Source organism: Kocuria sp. CPCC 205235, assembly GCF_040980905.1.
Lineage (GTDB): Bacteria > Actinomycetota > Actinomycetes > Actinomycetales > Micrococcaceae > Kocuria > Kocuria carniphila.
In genome coordinates this window covers 134109-151688 of record NZ_JAVKPR010000004.1, presented here as the reverse complement: position 1 = coordinate 151688, position 17580 = coordinate 134109, and the positions used below count along the sequence as shown (strand labels likewise).

At 65.8% G+C, this 17580-nt stretch carries 16 protein-coding genes; 10 read left to right on the top strand and 6 right to left on the bottom strand.

Features of this window, described 5'->3' with window-relative positions:
• Positions 1–26: 26 nt before the first annotated feature.
• Positions 27–1523: a protoporphyrinogen oxidase gene (hemG, locus tag RF638_RS04835; protein ID WP_259913411.1), complete on the bottom strand. Its 1497-nt coding sequence runs from the start codon at positions 1521–1523 to the stop codon at positions 27–29.
• On the bottom strand, positions 1520–2671 hold the full coding sequence (gene hemE, locus RF638_RS04830; RefSeq protein ID WP_368841535.1) for a uroporphyrinogen decarboxylase: 1152 nt from the start codon (positions 2669–2671) through the stop codon (positions 1520–1522). Before hemE ends, hemG begins: the two co-directional genes overlap by 4 nt.
• Before the next feature lie 124 nt (positions 2672–2795).
• Between hemE and RF638_RS04825 the strand changes: the two genes are divergently transcribed.
• The 6 genes from RF638_RS04825 to RF638_RS04800 all read left to right on the top strand — a co-directional run bounded on the left by RF638_RS04825 (position 2796) and on the right by RF638_RS04800 (position 8954).
• The gene (locus tag RF638_RS04825) at positions 2796–4124 is read left to right on the top strand and encodes a glutamyl-tRNA reductase (protein ID WP_129699961.1); all 1329 of its coding nucleotides are present in this window, start codon (positions 2796–2798) and stop codon (positions 4122–4124) included.
• A gap of 37 nt (positions 4125–4161) precedes the next feature.
• Positions 4162–4818, top strand: coding sequence for a TetR/AcrR family transcriptional regulator (locus RF638_RS04820; protein WP_129699963.1), 657 nt, complete (start codon positions 4162–4164; stop codon positions 4816–4818).
• Positions 4819–4902: 84 nt separating this feature from the next.
• On the top strand, positions 4903–5136 hold the full coding sequence (locus tag RF638_RS04815) for a DUF3107 domain-containing protein (RefSeq protein ID WP_095797440.1): 234 nt from the start codon (positions 4903–4905) through the stop codon (positions 5134–5136).
• A gap of 403 nt (positions 5137–5539) precedes the next feature.
• Positions 5540–7156: a DEAD/DEAH box helicase gene (locus RF638_RS04810; protein WP_238663065.1), complete on the top strand. Its 1617-nt coding sequence runs from the start codon at positions 5540–5542 to the stop codon at positions 7154–7156.
• 6 nt (positions 7157–7162) lie between these two features.
• Entirely contained in the window at positions 7163–8032 is an 870-nt protein-coding gene (locus tag RF638_RS04805; protein WP_368841534.1) for a site-specific DNA-methyltransferase, read from the top strand.
• A gap of 73 nt (positions 8033–8105) precedes the next feature.
• Positions 8106–8954: an urea carboxylase-associated family protein gene (locus RF638_RS04800; RefSeq protein WP_368841533.1), complete on the top strand. Its 849-nt coding sequence runs from the start codon at positions 8106–8108 to the stop codon at positions 8952–8954.
• Between the two features lie 129 nt (positions 8955–9083).
• On the opposite strand, the gene RF638_RS04795 is transcribed toward RF638_RS04800, so the two are convergent.
• Positions 9084–9935, bottom strand: a complete 852-nt coding sequence (locus RF638_RS04795; protein ID WP_368841532.1) for a PHP domain-containing protein — start codon at positions 9933–9935, stop codon at positions 9084–9086.
• Between the two features lie 97 nt (positions 9936–10032).
• On the opposite strand from RF638_RS04795, the gene RF638_RS04790 reads away from it, so the two are divergent.
• Positions 10033–11616, top strand: a complete 1584-nt coding sequence (locus RF638_RS04790; protein WP_368841531.1) for an aminopeptidase P family protein — start codon at positions 10033–10035, stop codon at positions 11614–11616.
• A gap of 159 nt (positions 11617–11775) precedes the next feature.
• Here the strand turns inward: RF638_RS04790 and RF638_RS04785 are convergent, their stop codons facing one another.
• Positions 11776–12939 carry a general stress protein gene (locus RF638_RS04785; RefSeq protein ID WP_368841530.1) on the bottom strand — a complete coding sequence of 388 codons (1164 nt, stop codon included), beginning with the start codon at positions 12937–12939 and terminating at the stop codon, positions 11776–11778.
• A 140-nt stretch (positions 12940–13079) separates the two neighbouring features.
• Between RF638_RS04785 and RF638_RS04780 the strand changes: the two genes are divergently transcribed.
• From RF638_RS04780 to RF638_RS04770, 3 genes are read left to right on the top strand one after another with little or no spacing between them, the layout of a single operon-like run.
• Positions 13080–14378 (top strand): CBS domain-containing protein, encoded by a 1299-nt coding sequence (locus RF638_RS04780; protein WP_095797445.1) that lies wholly within the window; start codon positions 13080–13082, stop codon positions 14376–14378.
• Positions 14371–15021 (top strand): DUF1003 domain-containing protein, encoded by a 651-nt coding sequence (locus tag RF638_RS04775; protein WP_095797446.1) that lies wholly within the window; start codon positions 14371–14373, stop codon positions 15019–15021. The genes RF638_RS04780 and RF638_RS04775 overlap by 8 nt, the downstream gene beginning before the upstream one ends.
• A complete protein-coding gene (locus tag RF638_RS04770; RefSeq protein WP_129699968.1) occupies positions 15018–16226 on the top strand; it encodes a P-loop NTPase in 1209 nt (402 codons plus the stop codon). The genes RF638_RS04775 and RF638_RS04770 overlap by 4 nt, the downstream gene beginning before the upstream one ends.
• A 102-nt stretch (positions 16227–16328) precedes the next feature.
• Here RF638_RS04770 and RF638_RS04765 read toward each other — a convergent pair whose 3' ends face one another.
• Positions 16329–16685: a twin-arginine translocase TatA/TatE family subunit gene (locus RF638_RS04765; protein ID WP_095797448.1), complete on the bottom strand. Its 357-nt coding sequence runs from the start codon at positions 16683–16685 to the stop codon at positions 16329–16331.
• Positions 16686–16731: 46 nt separating this feature from the next.
• Positions 16732–17442, bottom strand: a complete 711-nt coding sequence (locus tag RF638_RS04760) for a hypothetical protein (RefSeq protein WP_238663051.1) — start codon at positions 17440–17442, stop codon at positions 16732–16734.
• Between the last annotated feature and the right edge of the window lie 138 nt (positions 17443–17580).

The window sequence follows — 17580 nt, the reverse complement described above, 5'->3', positions numbered from 1 at the left end:
TCGATGCTCGTGTCATGGCTGAAGTTTCAGTCCCGCTGTGCGGGTGTTTCGTACCCGTGGTTGCGCAGCAGTTTCGCGACCTGCTGGCGTGTGTCGGCCACCACCGCGGCCAGTCCGGTACCGGACAGCCACGCGCCCACGGCAATCACGTTCGGGACGTCCTTGATGGCTCGGCGGAAATCGTTGACGCGCTTGCTGTGGCCCACGTCCGTGCGTGGAAGGGCCGTGTGCCAACGCACCACGTCCGCTCCGACCAGTTGTTCGGGTCCGATGTGCACCCCCATCAGGGTGCGCGCGTCGCTGATCGCCAGTGAAATCAGGTGCCCGTCGGGCAACGCGACCTCGGGTGGGACCGTGTCGGAACCGGCGTCAGCACGCCCGTAGGACAGCCGCAAAACGTGCCGGTGTTCTCCGGCCTCGCGCTGAACCCACGCCCACTTGGCGCTCGAGTGCGTCAGCGCCTTGGCGCGCACCTCTTCCACGTCCGAGCTGACCAGCAGCCCGGTGCCGCGCGGGGCGCCGTCGAGATCGGGACAGTCCAACACCAGCGTGGCCAGGGCAACGCGCGGCCCGGGCTTCGGAGAGTAACGCTGCGAATCGGGCAGGTGACCGCCCATGAGTCGCACCGTGGTGGGGCCGTCCGCGGCCATGACCAGGAGCTCACCGCGCGCCACGGCAGTCTTATCGCCGTTCTGTGGCTGACGTTGAATGACCATCCAGCCGGGGCGGCGGGGATCGCGGTCCAGGGCGATCACGTCGTAGTCGGTGACGATCTTGACGCCGCGGGATTCCACGTCGCGCACCAAGCGCTCGCTGAGTTGGTTCATGCCGCCGTCCAGACTGGCCACATTCGCACCGGCCGGACTCTTGGCGCGTAGGGCCCCGGCGGCCGCACACAGGCTGCCGTGCTCGCGGAGACCGGCGCGCAGACCGGGGGCGACGGCGTCGACGTCGAGTTCATCTGGGTGGGTCGAGTACACGCCGGACACGAACGGGGTGACCAGCCGCTCGAGCACACGGGCACCCAGACGGGCGCGCACCAACGAGCCCAGCGATTTTTCCCCCGCCCCCACCGAAGCGGGCAGCATCCGGTCCATCCGCGCGCGGGCGATTCCGGAGCGTCCCAGGGCGGGTCGCAACGACGACGCCGCGGGGTCGGCGGGAATGCCCAGCACGCCGGTGTTGGGCGCGGGCATCGCACCTTCGGGAAGGTACAACCACGAGCCTGCCGGATTGGGGCTGACCACGCGGTCACTGAGGTTCAAGTCTTCGAGCAGCTGCGGGACGGCGTCCGAACGGGTCGCAAACGACTCCGCTCCCGAGTCCAGGACCAGCCCGGCGACCTCGTGGGCGCCCACGGCACCGCCGAAGTGATCGTCGGCTTCGACCAGCGTGACGCGCAAGCCCGCGGCGGCCAAATCTCTGGCCGCCGTCAAACCGGCAACGCCACCACCCACGACCAGGGCCGTGCGGGCCTTACGCCGAGTACCGGTAGCGGCCGTTGCACCTGGCGAAGTTGTCACTGCGTCTCCTTGTGAATGAAGGCCACCAGGTCGGTCAGTACCTCGGGGTCGGTTTCCGGAGGAACGCCGTGACCCAGGTTCACCACGTGTGCGAGCGCGCTCTGGCCGCGGCGCAGAACGTCGCGAGCGTGTTCGTGCAACACCGATCGAGGGGCAGCCAGTAACGCGGGGTCGATATTGCCTTGTACCACCGTACGCTTTCCGACCCGTTCCACGGCGGTGTCCAAGGGGATGCGGTAGTCGACACCCACGGCGTCCGCTCCTGCGTCACGCATGGCGGCCAACAACTCACCCGTACCGGTGCCGAAGTGGATGCGCGGCACTCCCAGATCGGCCACGGCGGCCAGTGCATCCGCCGAGTGACGCTGCACGTGTTCGAGGTAATCGGCGAGCGAGAGCGAACCGGCCCACGAGTCGAAGAGCTGCACCGCTGAGGCACCGGCCTGGACCTGAGCTCGCAGGAATGCACCGGAGGTCCGGGCCGCCCACTGGGCCAGGGCATCCCAGGCCTGGGGGTCCGCGTGCATCATGGTGCGCGGACGCAGGTGATCCCGGGACGGGCCACCCTCTACGGCGTAGGCAGCGATCGTGAACGGTGCGCCGGCGAAACCAATCAAAGGGGTGTCACCCAACAGGTCCACGGTGCGGGAGACGGCCTCGCGAATGGGGTCGAGAGCGGCGTCGGGAAGTTCGGGCAAGGCCGCGACGTCGGCGGCGGTGCGTACGGGCTGGTCCAGGACGGGACCGCGACCGACCACGATGTCCACGCCCACGCCAGCCAGCTTCATGGGGACCACGATGTCCGAGAAGAAGATGCCCGCGTCCACCTTGTGGCGACGCACCGGCTGCACGGTGATCTCGGCAGCGAGCTCGGGGGTGAGGCACGCTTCCAACATGCCGGTGCCTTCACGAGCCTCGCGGTACTCGGGCAGCGAGCGCCCCGCCTGACGCATGAACCACACCGGGGTGTGGGGCGCGCCCAAGCCACGCAGCGTGCGGATCAACGCGGAGTTGGCGACCTCGTCACGCTTGAGCGGGTGATCCGAGCTCAATGCTGCGATGCGTTGATCCCAAGACTGCTGCTCGGTGGAGTCGGTACGGTGTGCGGGGTCGCTGGGCGCGGCGGCGCTGAAGTCCTGGGAAGCCATAGTGCCTCCCATTGTGCCAAGGAAACATGGGAGTTTTATTGACGACCTGTCCACGTCCGGGCAAGTCGCCTACGGCATGGTTATGCTGAGAGCACCAGAAGAATTCGTCTAGAATGGCTGGATTGTGGTCCTTTTCTGTCTTGTCGCCTCGCACCGCTCCGTCGACCTCAACACGGTCGCACGGCTCAGTACCGGTGCCCTGGGCGTGGCTGAAGAAGCGGTCTCCGAAGGCGCCTTGAACGGCGCCGTGACGTTGTCCACGTGCAACCGGCTGGAGCTCTACGGTGAGCTCAAGACCGACCAGCACGGAGACCCCGCGGGTCAGGTGGCCCGCGCCCAGCAGGAAATCGTGGAGCGCATTGCCCAACGAGCAGGCTTGGACGAACGGTTCGTTCTGGAAACCATGGACGCGTTCACCGGGGTTGAGGTCCCCCAGCACCTGTTCACTGTGGTCTCAGGACTGGAATCGGCCGTTGTGGGCGAACGCGAAATCACCGGTCAGGTCCGGCGTGCGTTGAACCAGGCCCAGCAGTCCGGGACCGTTTCCGGTCATCTCGTGCAGTTGTTCGAGTCCGCCGCCCGCACGGCCCGCGAAGTGGGTTCGCGCACCGAGCTCGGTGAACGGGGCCGCTCCATAGTCTCCGTGGCCCTGGATCTCGCCGATGACATCACCGCCCGCTCGTGGCCCGAGCGCCGCGCCCTGGTCTTCGGAACCGGTGCGTACGCGGGAGCCACTATGGCGGCCCTGCGCGATCGTGGTTGCGCGGACATCGAGGTGTATTCCGGATCCGGCCGCGCCGAACAATTCACTGACCAGCGCGGTGGAAGCCCCGTCTCGGACGCCGAGCTGCCCGCGGCCCTGCGCCGCGCGGACGTGATCATCGGCTGCTCGGGAGGATCTTCCCCCATGTCCGCGTCGTCGTTCCCGGGAGGCCCCCGCACCGTGGTGGACCTGGCCCTGACCCGCGACTTCGACCCCGCCATTGCAGACCTGCCGCACGTGGAACTCATCACCCTCGAGTCCGTCCGCGTGGCCGCCCCCGATGAAACCGGAGAGTCCGTGGCCGCCGCCAGCGACATCGTGAACCAGGCCGCCCAGAAGTTCGAGGCTGCCCAGAACGCCCGCGCCATGGACGACGCGATCGTCGCGCTGCGCAAGCACACCATGGCCGTCCTGGACGCCGAAATGGAAAAGGTTCGTTCCCACCACGGCTGCACCGGCGCCGAGGACCAGATCGAAATGGCCCTGCGCCGGATGGTCCGCTCGCTGTTGCACACTCCCACCGTTCGAGCAAAGCAACTGGCCTCACAGGGCCGTGCTGACGAATACTTCACCGGATTGGAAGCGCTGTACGGAATCGAGGTGGGTGCCCCCGCCCATCGCGAATCCCAGCAGAATCCCCCCGCGGATCAATCCCCCTCGACTACTGCGCAGAATCGCGCGGTCGGCTAATCACAAGGCGGGGGCTCCCGCCGCGAGGAGGACCACAATGAATCTGCAACCTAATAGCCAACCGGAACAAACAGTCGCCGGTACCTCCAACTACTCTCGCGCGCCGCGGATGGCCAAGGAAGACCGCCGCGATCAATTGCTCACAACCGCGCTGAACGCCTTCGCGGACGGTGGATACCACACCACGTCCATGGACGACATTGCAGCCGCCGCGGGCGTCTCGAAGCCGGTTCTGTACCAGCACTTCCCGGGCAAGCGGGAGCTGTATCTGGCGCTCGTGGAGTACACATTGGTGGACCTGTCCGCCAAGTTGGATCATTCACTGGCGGCCAGTGATGTGAATCGAATCCGCGTGGAGTCCATGATCGACACCCATTTCGAGTTCGTGGAACATCAACCGCAGGCCCACCGCTTGGTCTTCAGCGCGGACCTGTTGGCGTTCCCCGAGGTCGCGGACAGGCTCAACAACTTCTACGACGGCATTGCCGGCATCATCGCGTCCGTGCTCGGCCCGAACGTGGGTATTCCCCACACCCAAGCCGCGATGCTCGGCCGAGGCCTGGTGCAAATGGTGCAGACGGCGGCGGTGTACTGGGCACAGCACCCGGAAAGTGCCACCCGGCAGGAAGCTCAACAACAAGTGTTCCGTTTAGCCTGGGGCGGAATCAGCATCCTCGATGAGGATTGGAAGTAGGCCACTCCTAGACTGGCTCTCAATCACAGGTGTCAGTCTCGCCGGGCGAGCTGCACCCCTCAACCAAGCAGGAGGTAAACCGACGTGGACATCAAGATCGGTATCCAGAACGTGGGTCGTGAACTGACGGTCAACGCAGACCTGACCGCCGAAGAGGTCGAGGCCAAGGTGACCGAAGCCCTCAGCTCCGGCACTCCCCTGGTCTTGAAGGACTCCAAGGGAACCACCACGGTCATTCCTTCCGAGAAGATCGGTTACGTGGAAACCGGCACCGAGACCAAGCGTCACGTGGGTTTCACTCCGCTCCCGCAAAGCTGATTTCGGGTCTGCCGGGTTGCTGGCCGCCGAACGTGTGAAAGCACCGCCTCATACTCACGAGGCGGTGCTTTCCGCTTCTGGCGGTTACACTGGGAAACGTTGACAGGATGACCGGTCGTCGGTTGAGACCGTAACGTTCACTTTTCGCTAGTCCGAGTCGGCCCGGCAGGGTTGCTGACCGCAACGCTCCGTGAGCCCCGGATCTGCATTTGTTTCACGATCGGCTTCCACTTCGCCGCGCGGCGGCCCCCGGCGTTCTCGCCCCCCATCCCCTCACGGGACGGTCACGAGTGCGCCGGTGACGGGCCCCGCGATGTACCCGAAACAAAGGACCATCGTGACCGAAATTACCGTAACCACCGAGCCCAACGGCCCGGACACCGACGAGGCCGGAACCCAGGCCATCGAAACCGCTGAACCCGAAGTAACGCAGACCTTCGCGGACTTCGGCGTGCGCCAGGACATCGTGGATGCACTGGCCAATCACGGCATCACCTCCCCCTTCCCCATCCAGTCCATGACCCTGCCCGTGGCACTGTCCGGTCAGGACATCATCGGCCAGGCCAAGACCGGCACCGGTAAGACCCTGGGCTTCGGCATTCCCGCCCTGCAGCGCGTGATCGGCCGCGATGACGCCGGCTGGGACAAGCTCAAGAACCCCGGTGCCCCGCAGGCACTGATCGTGGTTCCCACCCGCGAGCTCGCGGTTCAGGTCGGTAACGATCTGGCCGTGGCCGCCAAGACCCGCAACGCCCGCGTGGCCACCATTTACGGTGGACGCGCCTACGAGTCCCAGATCGAGGAGCTCAAGCGCGGTGTAGAGGTCGTCGTGGGCACCCCGGGTCGTCTGATCGACCTCAACCGTCAGCGCTACCTGGATCTGAGCCACGTGGGCCTGGTCGTGCTGGACGAGGCCGATGAGATGCTGGACCTGGGCTTCCTCCCGGATGTGGAGAAGCTGCTCAGCGCCGTTCCCGAGGTCCGCCAGACCATGCTGTTCTCGGCCACCATGCCCGGCCCCGTGGTTGCCATGGCCCGCCGTTACATGTCCCGCCCCATGCACATCCGTGCCGCCGCACCGGATGAGGGAAGCACCAAGAAGGACATCCGCCAGGTCATCTACCGCGCCCACCACCTGGACAAGGACGAGGTCGTGGCGCGCATTCTGCAGGCCGAGGGCCGCGGTCGCTCGATCATCTTCACGCGCACCAAGCGCGCCGCCGCCAAGCTGGCCGACGAGCTGATCCACCGCGGTTTCGCCGCAGCCCCGCTACACGGCGACCTGGGTCAGGGCGCTCGTGAGCAGGCCCTGCGCGCGTTCCGTAACAACAAGGTGGACGTCCTGGTCGCCACGGATGTCGCCGCGCGCGGCATCGACGTGGAAGACGTCACGCACGTGATCAACTTCCAGTGCCCCGAGGACGAGAAAACCTACCTGCACCGCACCGGTCGCACCGGCCGCGCGGGAAATAAGGGTACGGCCGTCACTTTCGTCGACTGGGACGATGTGCCCCGCTGGCGTCTGATCGACAAGGCCCTCGAGCTGGGTGTTCCGGAGCCCGTGGAGACCTATTCGTCCTCCGAGCACTTGTTCACCGAACTCAACATCCCCAAGGGCACCAAGGGTCGGCTGCCCAAGGCTCAGCGCACCCACGAGGGTCTGGACGCGGAGACGCTCGAGGACCTGGGCGAGCCCGGCAAGAAGTCCCGTTCCCCGCGTGAGGGCTCGGATTCACGACGCCGCAGCGGCGACTCCCGCTCGTCGGGCACCCGCCAGGGTGGTCGGGGTCGCGGTGGTCGCGGTCGCAGCGAGAACTCCTCCGATGCGCCCCGCAAAGATGAGAACGATCAGCCTCGCGCCCAGCGTGAGAAGGTCGAGCGCGAAAAGACCGTGGAGGCCACGGACGGTGGCCGCAAGCGGCGTCGTCGTCGCCGTCGTCCCTCCGGCCAGAATCAGGGCCAGAACCAGGGCAACGGGCAGCAGGGTGGCGCCCAGCAGGTCAACCCCGGCGCGGAGTAACGCGAATTGACGGAGAAGGACTCGTTCCGGTTCGATCCCCACGGGGACAGTTGCATCATTCAAGGTGACAACTTGGCTGTGCTGAGCACGCTCCCGGACGAGTCCTTCACCGTGATCTACCTGGACCCGCCGTTCAACACGGGCCGGGCCCAGGTTCGCCGAACCACCAAGTCCATCCCCGTGGCGGACGGTGAGGGCGATCGCGTGGGGTTCTCAGGCCGGTCCTACGAGACCGTCATGGGGCAGTTGCGCCGCTACGACGACTCGTTCGCCGACTACCTCGCGTTTCTGGAACCGCGGCTGGTCGAGGCGCGCCGATTGCTCACCCACGACGGCACGCTGTATCTGCACCTGGACTACCGCGAGGTGCACTACGCCAAGATCATGTTGGATGCGCTGTTCGGACGGGACAGTTTCCTGAACGAGATCATCTGGGCCTACGACTTCGGTGGTAAATCCACTCGGAAGTGGCCGTCCAAACACGACACGATCCTGGTCTACGTCAAGGACCCCAGGAAGTACCACTTCGATTCCGCCGAGGTGGATCGGGAACCGTACATGGCACCGGGCCTGGTCGGACCGGAGAAGGCTGCCCGCGGCAAACTTCCCACCGACGTGTGGTGGCACACGATCGTCTCCCCCACCGGCAAGGAGAAGACCGGTTACCCCACGCAGAAACCGGTGGGAATTCTGCGTCGCATCATCGCGGCGTCCTCGCGACCCGGTGACTGGGTGCTGGACTTCTTTGCCGGTTCCGGAACCACCGGCGCGGCAGCCCAGCTCCTCGGTCGCAAATTCGTGTGCGTGGATGTGAACCCGGAGGCCGTCGAGATCATGTCGGAGCGCCTGCCCGATACTCCCGTGCACACGGTCTGATGCTACGGTCGCGCACGTACCGTTCCGGCTTTGAGCCGTTCCACCCACGACGCAGCGAAGCGAGCCAGCCATCGTGCCAGCAACACCGGACCACCGACTGACCGAAGCCGCCTATCAGGGACCTGCATTGCAGGTCGACCGGGACTTCTACGGCCGGATCGGCCAGGACACCGGTCGGCGCACGGTCGTGAACGAACTGACCGTCCCGATTCGCTCGGGCCGCGCGTGGGAAGTCCCCGCGGGTCACGTGTGCCGGATCTCCACGGTGGACGGCCCGCAGGTGGGAGACCTCAATCTGTGGAACCGGCACGATCCTCGCGAGCGCTTCTGGGCCTCACGCACCCGTCAGCTGCAGGCAGCCCATGTCAGCACGTTCGATCGTTTGTGGTCCACACTGCCGTTCCTGCGACCCATGGCCACCATCGTGGGCGACACACTGTCCGATTACGGGGTGGACCGTGAGGGCGGGCGCGTCCACGACACCCTGGGCACACGCTGCGATCCGTACGTTTCACGCATGCTCAACAACGCGGATTTCGACTACCACTGTCACTCGAATCTGACCCGCGCCGTGCTGCCGTTCGGGCTCACCGAGTTCGACGTGCACGACGTGCTCAACGTCTTCCAGTGCACCGGACTCAATGAGCGCGACGAGTACTTCATGAAGACCTGCCCCGCTCGACCCGGCGACTACTTCGAGTTCTTCGCCGAGCAGGATCTTCTGGTGGCCCTGTCCGCGTGCCCCGGCGGCGATCTCTCCGCGCCGATGTTCGGGGAGGACAGCGAGGACCCGGTCGGCAACTGTCATCCCTTGGCGGTCACGGTCTACTCGCTGGATCCGGAACTCACGCGTGGTTGGAGTGAACCCGAGTCACCGCGGTACGGCGGGCGTCACGGACTGGCAGAGAAGCCCTGGGCCTGAACCGCTTGACCGGCGTACGCCGGTCTGGCGCGTCTGGCGCGTCTCGTGCCGCTGACCGCTAGATGCTGCGCACTCGCTGCTGAGACGCCACTGTATTCCGCCCCAGCGGTTCGCCGTACCGAGTCGCACTTACGGCCAGCGCACCTCGACCCTCGAGGTGGCCTCTTCACTGATGCGGGTCAGCGACTGCACGGACGTGGAGTTCTCCCCCAGCAGATTCGGTTTGCCCTTGCCGTGGTAGTCGCTGGAACCGGTCACGATCAGATCATGGTCCGCCGCCATCTGCATGAGGATCGCCCGGGTCTCGTCCGGGTTGTCCCGGTGGGCGACTTCCAGGCCGGCCAACCCGGCGTCGATCATGGCGTTGAAGTCCGCGGTCGTGGGGATCCGGCCCCGTGTGGGAGCCATGGGGTGTGCACACACCGGAACACCGCCGGCGGCGCGCACGAGCTTGATGGCCTCCACCGGGTTCATGGTCGTGTGCCGCACGTAGTACGGCGAACGACCCGACAGGATGTCGGAGAATGCCGCGGAACGGTTGGAGATGATGCCCAGTTCCACGAGTGCGTCCGCAATGTGCGGGCGACCCACGGTCGCGTCCGTCCCCACGTGGCGCAGGACATCGTCCCACGAGATGTCGTAGTCGGCGGAGAGCAGCTCCACCATCCGCTTGGCCCTGGTGAGCCGCCCGGAGCGAGAGGACTCCACCGCATTCCACAAGGGTTCGTAGGTGGGGTCGTGCAGGTAACTGAGCATGTGCACCGACACACCATTGGACGTGGTGCACGTGATTTCCATGCCAGGAACGAAAGCCAGCCCCAGTTCGACGGCGGTGTCGCCGGCCTCTTGCCAGCCCGCGGTGGTGTCGTGATCGGTCAACGCGAAAACGTCCAGACCGGCGGCCTTGGCCGAGCGAGCGACGTCGGCGGGTGTTTCGGTCCCGTCCGACGCGATGGAGTGGATGTGGAGGTCGATGCGCATCACTGGCAACGATACCCGCAGCGTCTCATTTGACCCGCGTGGCACCATGGAAGCAACGATTCCAGCGATACAGCGCACCAAGGAGATGAATACGTACATGAGCGAAAGCTCCCAGCACGTCACCCCGTCCGCAGCGTCCCAGGACAGCGAGGAACAGCCGCTCGAGCAGCGCGTGGACAACCGCTCGCAGCGCCCTGACACGGATGCCTTCCGTGAATTCATGGCGTCCGGGTGGGCCGCTCCCGAAACCACGAACACAGCGCGTTCCGAGGTCGCCGAATACGCCGCCGCGCGCCGCGCCAAGCTGTCTCGCTTGTTCCCCGGCGAGCGTCTGGTGATTCCGGCCGGTGCTCCCAAGGTGCGTTCCAACGACACCGATTACCGTTTCCGGCCGCACTCTGCGTTCGCGCACGTGACCGGCATGGGTGTGGACCACGAGCCGGAAGCTGTTCTGGTCATGGAGCCCACCGAGGACGGTCAGGGCGATAACGGCAGCGGCCACACCGCCACCCTGTACTTCCACCCGATGGCCGGCCGCGACTCGGACGAGTTCTACGCTGACGCCAAGAACGGTGAGTTCTGGGTGGGTCCGCGCCCCACCCTGCAACAGCTCTCCGATGAGTTCGATCTGCCCACCGAGGACCTCTCGGGCCTTGAGGACGCTGTGACGGTCAACGCCGGCAACGCGGCCCTGGGCGGTATGACCATCCGCTTGGTGCGCGACGTGGACCTGAACATGGACGCTCTGGTGGACACCTCCCGACTGAACACCGGTGTGGACCTGGAACAGTCCGATGCCAAGGACGCCAAGCTCACGGAGGCGCTGAGCGAGCTGCGCCTCATCAAGGACGACTACGAGATCGGTCAGCTGCGCCACGCGGTCGACGCCACGATTCGCGGCTTCGAGGACATCGTGGCGGTCCTCCCCCGCGCGATCGGTGGCGAGCGCGGCGAACGCGTGGTCGAGGGCGCGTTCTTCTCCCGTGCCCGGCTGGAAGGCAACGACCTGGGCTACGACACCATTGCGGCGTCGGGAAACAACGCCACGGTGCTGCACTGGATCCGCAACAACGGGTCGGTCAAGCCCGGCGAGATGATCCTGGTGGACGCGGGTGTCGAGGCCGAGTCGCTCTACACGGCGGACCTCACTCGCACTCTGCCGGTCGACGGCAGCTACACGGACATCCAGCGCAAGGTCTATCAGGCCGTGCTCGACGCCGCCGACGCCGCCTTCGAGACCGCCGTGCCCGGCAACAAGTTCCGCGACGTGCACGCGGCCGCCATGAAGGTCCTGGCACAGCGGCTCGAGGAATGGGGACTGCTGCCTGTATCGGCGGATGTGTCCCTGTCCGAGGTCGGCCAGCACCACCGTCGCTGGATGCCACACGGAACGAGCCACCACCTGGGTCTGGACGTGCATGACTGCGCCCAGGCCAAGCGTGAACTCTACCTGGACGCCGTGATCGAACCCGGCATGGTGTTCACGATCGAACCCGGCCTGTACTTCAAGGCCGAGGACCTCTCGATCCCCGAGGAGTACCGGGGCATGGGCGTGCGCATCGAGGACGACGTGTTGATCACCGAGAACGGCAATGAAAACCTTTCCGAGGCCCTCCCGCGTTCCCCCGAGGATGTGGAGACCTGGATCCAGGGGATCTGGAACCGTTCGGCCAACGCATAAGCGGAACTCCTCGGATCTGTCACGCGGTCTGAGGACCCGACATACACGAACCGCGGTGGGTCACTCACGAGGAGTGACCCACCGCGGTTCTTCAGTGGAGGGGTGTTTCGAGGAGTCGACGTTTCCGGCTCCCTCCCCTCGACAACGATCGCCGTGGAGCTAGCTGCGGTCGGAATCTCCGTCCGCGTCCTTGGAACCCCGGGCCCCGGGGTCTCCCTTGTACCACGGGGCACCGGCGGGCGATGACCCCTGCTGTGGCTGGTTCGGATCCTGCGGCTGATGACGGTTCTCCGGCTGGCCGGGGGCCGCTGCATGGTTCGGGCTCTGGCTCTGGCTCTGGCTCTGGGCCGGATGCTGCGGCGCACCCTGGGGTTGCACCGGTGTTTCCGGTTCCAGGCGGATGCCGTACTGCGGACGGCCGTCCGGCAGGTCGGGGAACTTGGCGGAGCGATTGGAATCCGGCTGCTGCTGGGGCTGGCCCTGCACGCGCTGACCGTAGGCGGGTTGTCCCTGCTGACCCTGGGATGCAGGAGCATTCGGACTGCCCTGCTGCTGCGGCGCGCCACCCTGCTGGCCCGGCCCGGCATTCCAGCCCTGCTGACCCTGCTGCGTTCCCGGCTGGTGAGGACCCGGCTGGTGAGGACCCGGCTGACTGCCGTACGGGCCGGAGTATCCCTGCGGAATATTGGGGCCCTGCGGTCCGGGTCGTCCCTGTGCCCCGTTCTGACCCTGCGGTCCCCACTGACCCTGCGGCCCCCACTGGCCGCGCTGACCGTTGGGACCCTGCGGGGGTTGGTTCCAGCTACCCTGCTGCGGACGGGAACCCGGAGCCTGTCGCAAATTGAGTCCACCCAGAACATGTCGGGCTTCTCCCGCGACCTCCGGGGCCGCGATCACTTCGTAGCTTCCGGCCACGATGCGGTTGGTCGAGGTGAAGTCACGCTTACCGCGCTGCATCGCGTAGGTGATGGTGGCCAGGAGCATCCAGAAGGCACCACCCATGATGATGGGCAGCAAGAGCGCTTGGGCCAGATCCATGCCGCCCAACAGCGACATCAACAGACCGAAGAACGCACCGAACACCACGCCGTTGAGCGCACCCTGGAGCGCCACCTTGGGATAGGACAGGCGACCGGTCACCTGCTCGACGGACTTCAGATCGCTGCCGATGATCGAGATCTTGGCAACCTCGAACTGTTGGTCGGCCAGGTGATCCACGGCCTTCTGCGCATCGGCATAGCTCGTGTACCGGCCGATGGCTTCACCGCGCGGGATCTCTGCGGTGGTGGACAGTGTCATGGGGCCCCTGGACGAATAACTCATGCGTCCCATTCTCGCGTAGTTTCCCAGGAGGCCGCAGGGAAACCCCTGGAACATCGCGACTGGTGAACATCCGGGGCCTGTCATCGGAATCTCAGCGGCGCGAATGCTGCTCAGCTGCCCCCGTTCATTAGGCTGGGACAGTGAGCACAAACCTCTCCAAAATTTTCGTGGCCCGATTGATCGGCCTGGACGTCTTCGACCCGCTCGGTGACCGACTGGGGCGATTGCGCGACCTCGTGGTGCTCCTGCGCCCCGGTGGTCGCGGTCAGTCCATGGCCCGCCCCATTGTGGTGGGCCTTGTGGTGGAGGTACTCGGCAAGAAACGCGTGTTCGTACCCATGACGCGAGTGACCAGCATCGACGCCGATCAGATCATCTGCACCGGCCTGGTGAATCTCCGCCGGTTCGAGCAGCGCGGAGCGGAGACGCTGGCTGTGGGCGAGCTCTTCGACCGCACCGTGGTGCTGCTGGACGGTTCCGGCACCGCGACCGTCGAGGACATGGCCATGCAACAGGTGGGTAACCGCGGCGATTGGCAGATCACCCAGCTGTTCGTCCGGCGCTCAAGCAGCGCCGGAGGCCTGATCCGCCGCCGGGGTGAAACGTTGATCGTGGACTGGGAGGACACGGACGATCCGTCCAACGCGGGTCATCAACCGGCTACGCAGTGGATTTCCCAGCACGAAGAGGACCAGGCGGCGGACATCGCGGACGAACTGCGCGGCATGCCCGAGAAGCGCATGCTCGAGATCGCTGCCGAGCTGCAGGACGAACGCCTCGCGGACGTCCTGGAGGAGCTTCCCGAGGAGCACCAGGTTTTCATCCTGACCAACCTCGGGAACGAGCGTGCCGTCACGCTGCTTGAGGAAATGGACCCGGACGACGCCGCCGACCTCCTCAACGAATTGCCACCCGAGGACGCCGAGAAGTTCATCACCATGATGGAACCGGAGGACGCCGAGGACGTGCGCCGTCTGCGGACCTACGAAGAAGGCACCGCCGGTTCGCTCATGACCCCGGTGCCCATCGTGCTGTCACCGGAAGCCACGGTGGCCGAGGCTCTGGCGCACATCCGCCAGGAGGAAATCATCCCGGCCGCGGCCTCGGCGGTGCTCGTGTGCCGTCCGCCCCTGGAAACCCCCACGGGTAAGTACCTGGGCTTCGTGCACACCCAGCGACTCCTGCGCTATCCCCCGCCCGAGGCCATCGGGAACCTGATCGACCGATCCATCGAGCCCGTGTCCGACATGGCCTCCTTGGAAGAGGTTGCTCGCGAACTCGCCTCCTACGACCTCACCATCCTGCCGATCGTCAACGACGCCGATCGACTCGTGGGAGCTGTGACCATTGACGACGTGCTCGACGCGCTGCTGCCCGATGACTGGCGCACCTATGACGACGGCACCCCGATCCGGAAGGTGGGTAAGCGGTATGAGTGAACCCAAACGCAATCTGTCCTCCCAGTACGCCCCGGTCCCACTGGACCAGCCCCGGGAGCACCGCCCCAACTTCTTCCAGCGATTCCGCCCGAACCCGGATTCCTTCGGTCAGCTGACCGAGACGTTCGCCCGGTGGATGGGCACCCCGCAGTTCCTGCTGTGGATGTCCATCTTCGTGTTCGTGTGGCTCGGGTGGAACACCCTGGCACCCGAGAGCATGCAGTTCGACCCGCGCGCGCTCAACTACACCCTGTTAACGTTGATGCTCTCCCTCCAGGCTTCCTACGCCGCCCCGCTGTTGCTGCTGGCCCAGAACCGCCAGGACGACCGCGACCGCGTCGTGGCAGAGGAGGATCGCAAGCGCGGCCAGCAGAACCTGGCGGACACCGAGTACCTGACCCGGGAGATCGCCTCTCTGCGCATCGCGCTACGTGAGGTGGCCACCCGAGACTACGTTCGTTCCGAATTGCGTTCCCTGCTCGAGGAGATTTTGGAGGCCCAGGGCAATAACCAGGGCGAGCAACCGGAGGAGGCCAAGTCGGCCAAGAAGGAACCCGGTCAGGGCAAGAAGAAGAAAAAGAACCAGCCGCCGACCACGGCCATCCCCGTGGTGCCCAACGCTGCGGACGGTAAGGATTCATGACCAACTCCCCCATCGATCCACAATCACTCGATCCCCTGCTGCGCAAGGCTCTCGACAAGGTCATCGACCCGGAGCTTCGCCGGCCCATCACCGAACTGGGCATGGTCCAGTCCGCCCACCTGGATGGCACCACTGCACGGGTCACCATTCTCCTCACGATCTCGGGGTGCCCCATGCGGGGCACGATCGAGACGGACGTGACCGAGGCCCTGAGCGCCGTCGACGGCGTCACGGACGTGTCCGTCGAGGTGGGCGTGATGACCCCGGCCCAGCGCGAGGAACTCCAGGTGAAGCTCGGGCACCGCAAGTCCAACCCGTTCGCCGACCCCCGCAACCTCACGCGCGTTCACGCCGTGACCAGCGGCAAGGGTGGTGTGGGCAAATCGAGCGTGACCGTGAACATAGCCGCCGCGCTGGCTGCGATGGGCCGCACGGTGGGCATTGTGGACGCGGACATCCACGGTTTCTCGGTCCCGGGACTGCTCGGCATCACCCAGCCGCCCACGCGCGTGGGCGATATGATCCTGCCACCCGTGGTGGAGGTCCCCACCGATCTCACCATCCCCTTCGACGACGCCGCTCCGGGCGCCTCCCAGCGCCGGGCCAACCGCGGCGTGATCAAAGTGATTTCGATCGGGATGTTCGTGGACCCTTCCCAGCCCGTTGCGTGGCGCGGACCCATGCTGCACCGTGCGGTGGAGCAGTTCCTCACGGACGTACACTTCGGGGATCTCGATCACTTGCTGCTGGATCTGCCCCCGGGCACCGGTGACATTGCGATCTCGGTGGGTCAGTTGCTGCCGAATTCGGGAGTTCTGGTGGTGTCCACACCGCAGCACGCCGCGGTGACCGTGGCCGAGCGCTCGGGCGCGCTGGCGCAGCAGACCGATCAGAAGGTCACGGGCGTGGTCGAGAACATGTCCGCCATGGTTCTACCGGACGGAACGCGCATGGAAGTGTTCGGCGCGGGCGGCGGGGCGACCATTGCGGCGTCGTTGACCGAACGCCTGGGTTATGACGTGCCATTGCTCGGGGAGATTCCGCTGGACGTGACCGTGCGCGAGGCCGCCGATCGCGGCGAACCCGCAGTGTGGGCGAACCCGGATTCTCCGGCCGCCAAACACCTTTGGACCGTGGCCAAGGCACTGGACGAGCAGGGTCGTAATCTGGCCGGCCGCAGTCTGGGGATCACCCCGCGGGGCTGACGTCCGAGAACAACGAGACAGAGACCCGGGGTCCGGCTGCTGTGCCGGACCCCGGGTCTCTGTCATGACTTTTCGTCCTGAAAACTTACGCGCGAGTGCGGATCACGTGGCTTCCGTGTCGAAGGGGGCACGCTCCCCCGGTTCGAGTCTGCGAACCGTGGGCGCCGCGACCGATGCCGCTTGATAGCCGGGGGTCTGGGGCTCGTCGTCCTCCATGAGGGCCTCGCGCACGATGACGCGGGGGTCGTACTGCCGTGGATCGAGTTTGCGCCAGTCCACGTCCGAGAATTCGGGGCCGAGGGTTTCCCTGAGGTCGTCCTTGGCGCCGGTCGCATAGCGCTTCAAGGACTTGATCAGGTCCTTGAGTTTCTCGGCGTATTCGGGCAGCCGCTCGGGCCCGATGACCACCAGGGCCACCACCAGGATGAGGATGGCTTCTCCGCCAGAAATGCCGAACACTTACTGAACCTACCAACGCCATATGACGCGAACGTGAACGCCGCGTTTACCCAACAATTTCCCGCAGCCCGTCCAGCACCGTGGTGCCGAAACCATCCGGTTCGGAACCCGGCAGCGCGACGCGGCCTCGTTCCTCCGCAGCTACAAGGGTAAGAGTACGCGACAGCGTGGACGGGGATGCGTCAGTCATGACCGTGTACACGACATCGTCTCGGGCCATCACGGCGCGCCACGGTTCCGAACGAACGACCCACAGCTGTGTGCCTTCCACGGCGGATTCATGCAGGCCCTCTGCGCTCACGGGCAGGCCGGTCGCACCGTCCACGGGATTGTCCGGGTTCACGTCACCGCGTTGTTCGATGACCTGGACTCGGTGGTGATCGTTCACCAGGGTGATGGCCACCATGGGTTGTCCGGCCACTTCGCCTTGCACCATGGACTCGACCTGGTAGCCCTCCGATCCCAGGGACGGCAGGGTCCACCCTTCGGCACGCAGGGACTGCGCGTCCGTTTCGGTGGTGGTCTTGATCATGCCGTGACTACCGTTCCAGGCGGCCGCGGCCGGGGGTGCGTCTTCGGCACCGGATCCGTTCAGCTTGTTACCCACCGACCACCCGACGCCTATGAGCAACGCTGCGGTGACGCACAGGGCCACGGTGGTCGCGAACATCACGGTACGGCGCTGGGGGATGCGACGGGTCCGAGTGAGGTTTCGATACAGCGTGCTCAGTGAGGTCTCCCCCTCCCGGACCATCATGGTGGATCGTTGATTTGACGTTGTTATTGTGTGCCGTGAAGCTGACAGGGTTCTGGGTGGTCGCGGGAAAATCTCCCGGCACCCTGGACTCACTTGGGTGACCTACGCACCATGGGCCCGGCGCTCTTCAGCCCGGTC

What these genes read in the sequence shown, in the direction of transcription:
- RF638_RS04775 (WP_095797446.1), top strand. Translation starts at nt 14,371, where the DNA reads ATGAGTGAACCCAAACGCAATCTGTCCTCCCAGTACGCCCCGGTCCCA.
- RF638_RS04795 (WP_368841532.1), bottom strand. Translation starts at nt 9,935, where the DNA reads ATGCGCATCGACCTCCACATCCACTCCATCGCGTCGGACGGGACCGAA.
- hemE (WP_368841535.1), bottom strand. Translation starts at nt 2,671, where the DNA reads ATGGCTTCCCAGGACTTCAGCGCCGCCGCGCCCAGCGACCCCGCACAC.
- RF638_RS04785 (WP_368841530.1), bottom strand. Translation starts at nt 12,939, where the DNA reads ATGAGTTATTCGTCCAGGGGCCCCATGACACTGTCCACCACCGCAGAG.
- RF638_RS04770 (WP_129699968.1), top strand. Translation starts at nt 15,018, where the DNA reads ATGACCAACTCCCCCATCGATCCACAATCACTCGATCCCCTGCTGCGC.
- RF638_RS04790 (WP_368841531.1), top strand. Translation starts at nt 10,033, where the DNA reads ATGAGCGAAAGCTCCCAGCACGTCACCCCGTCCGCAGCGTCCCAGGAC.
- RF638_RS04820 (WP_129699963.1), top strand. Translation starts at nt 4,162, where the DNA reads ATGAATCTGCAACCTAATAGCCAACCGGAACAAACAGTCGCCGGTACC.
- RF638_RS04760 (WP_238663051.1), bottom strand. Translation starts at nt 17,442, where the DNA reads ATGATGGTCCGGGAGGGGGAGACCTCACTGAGCACGCTGTATCGAAAC.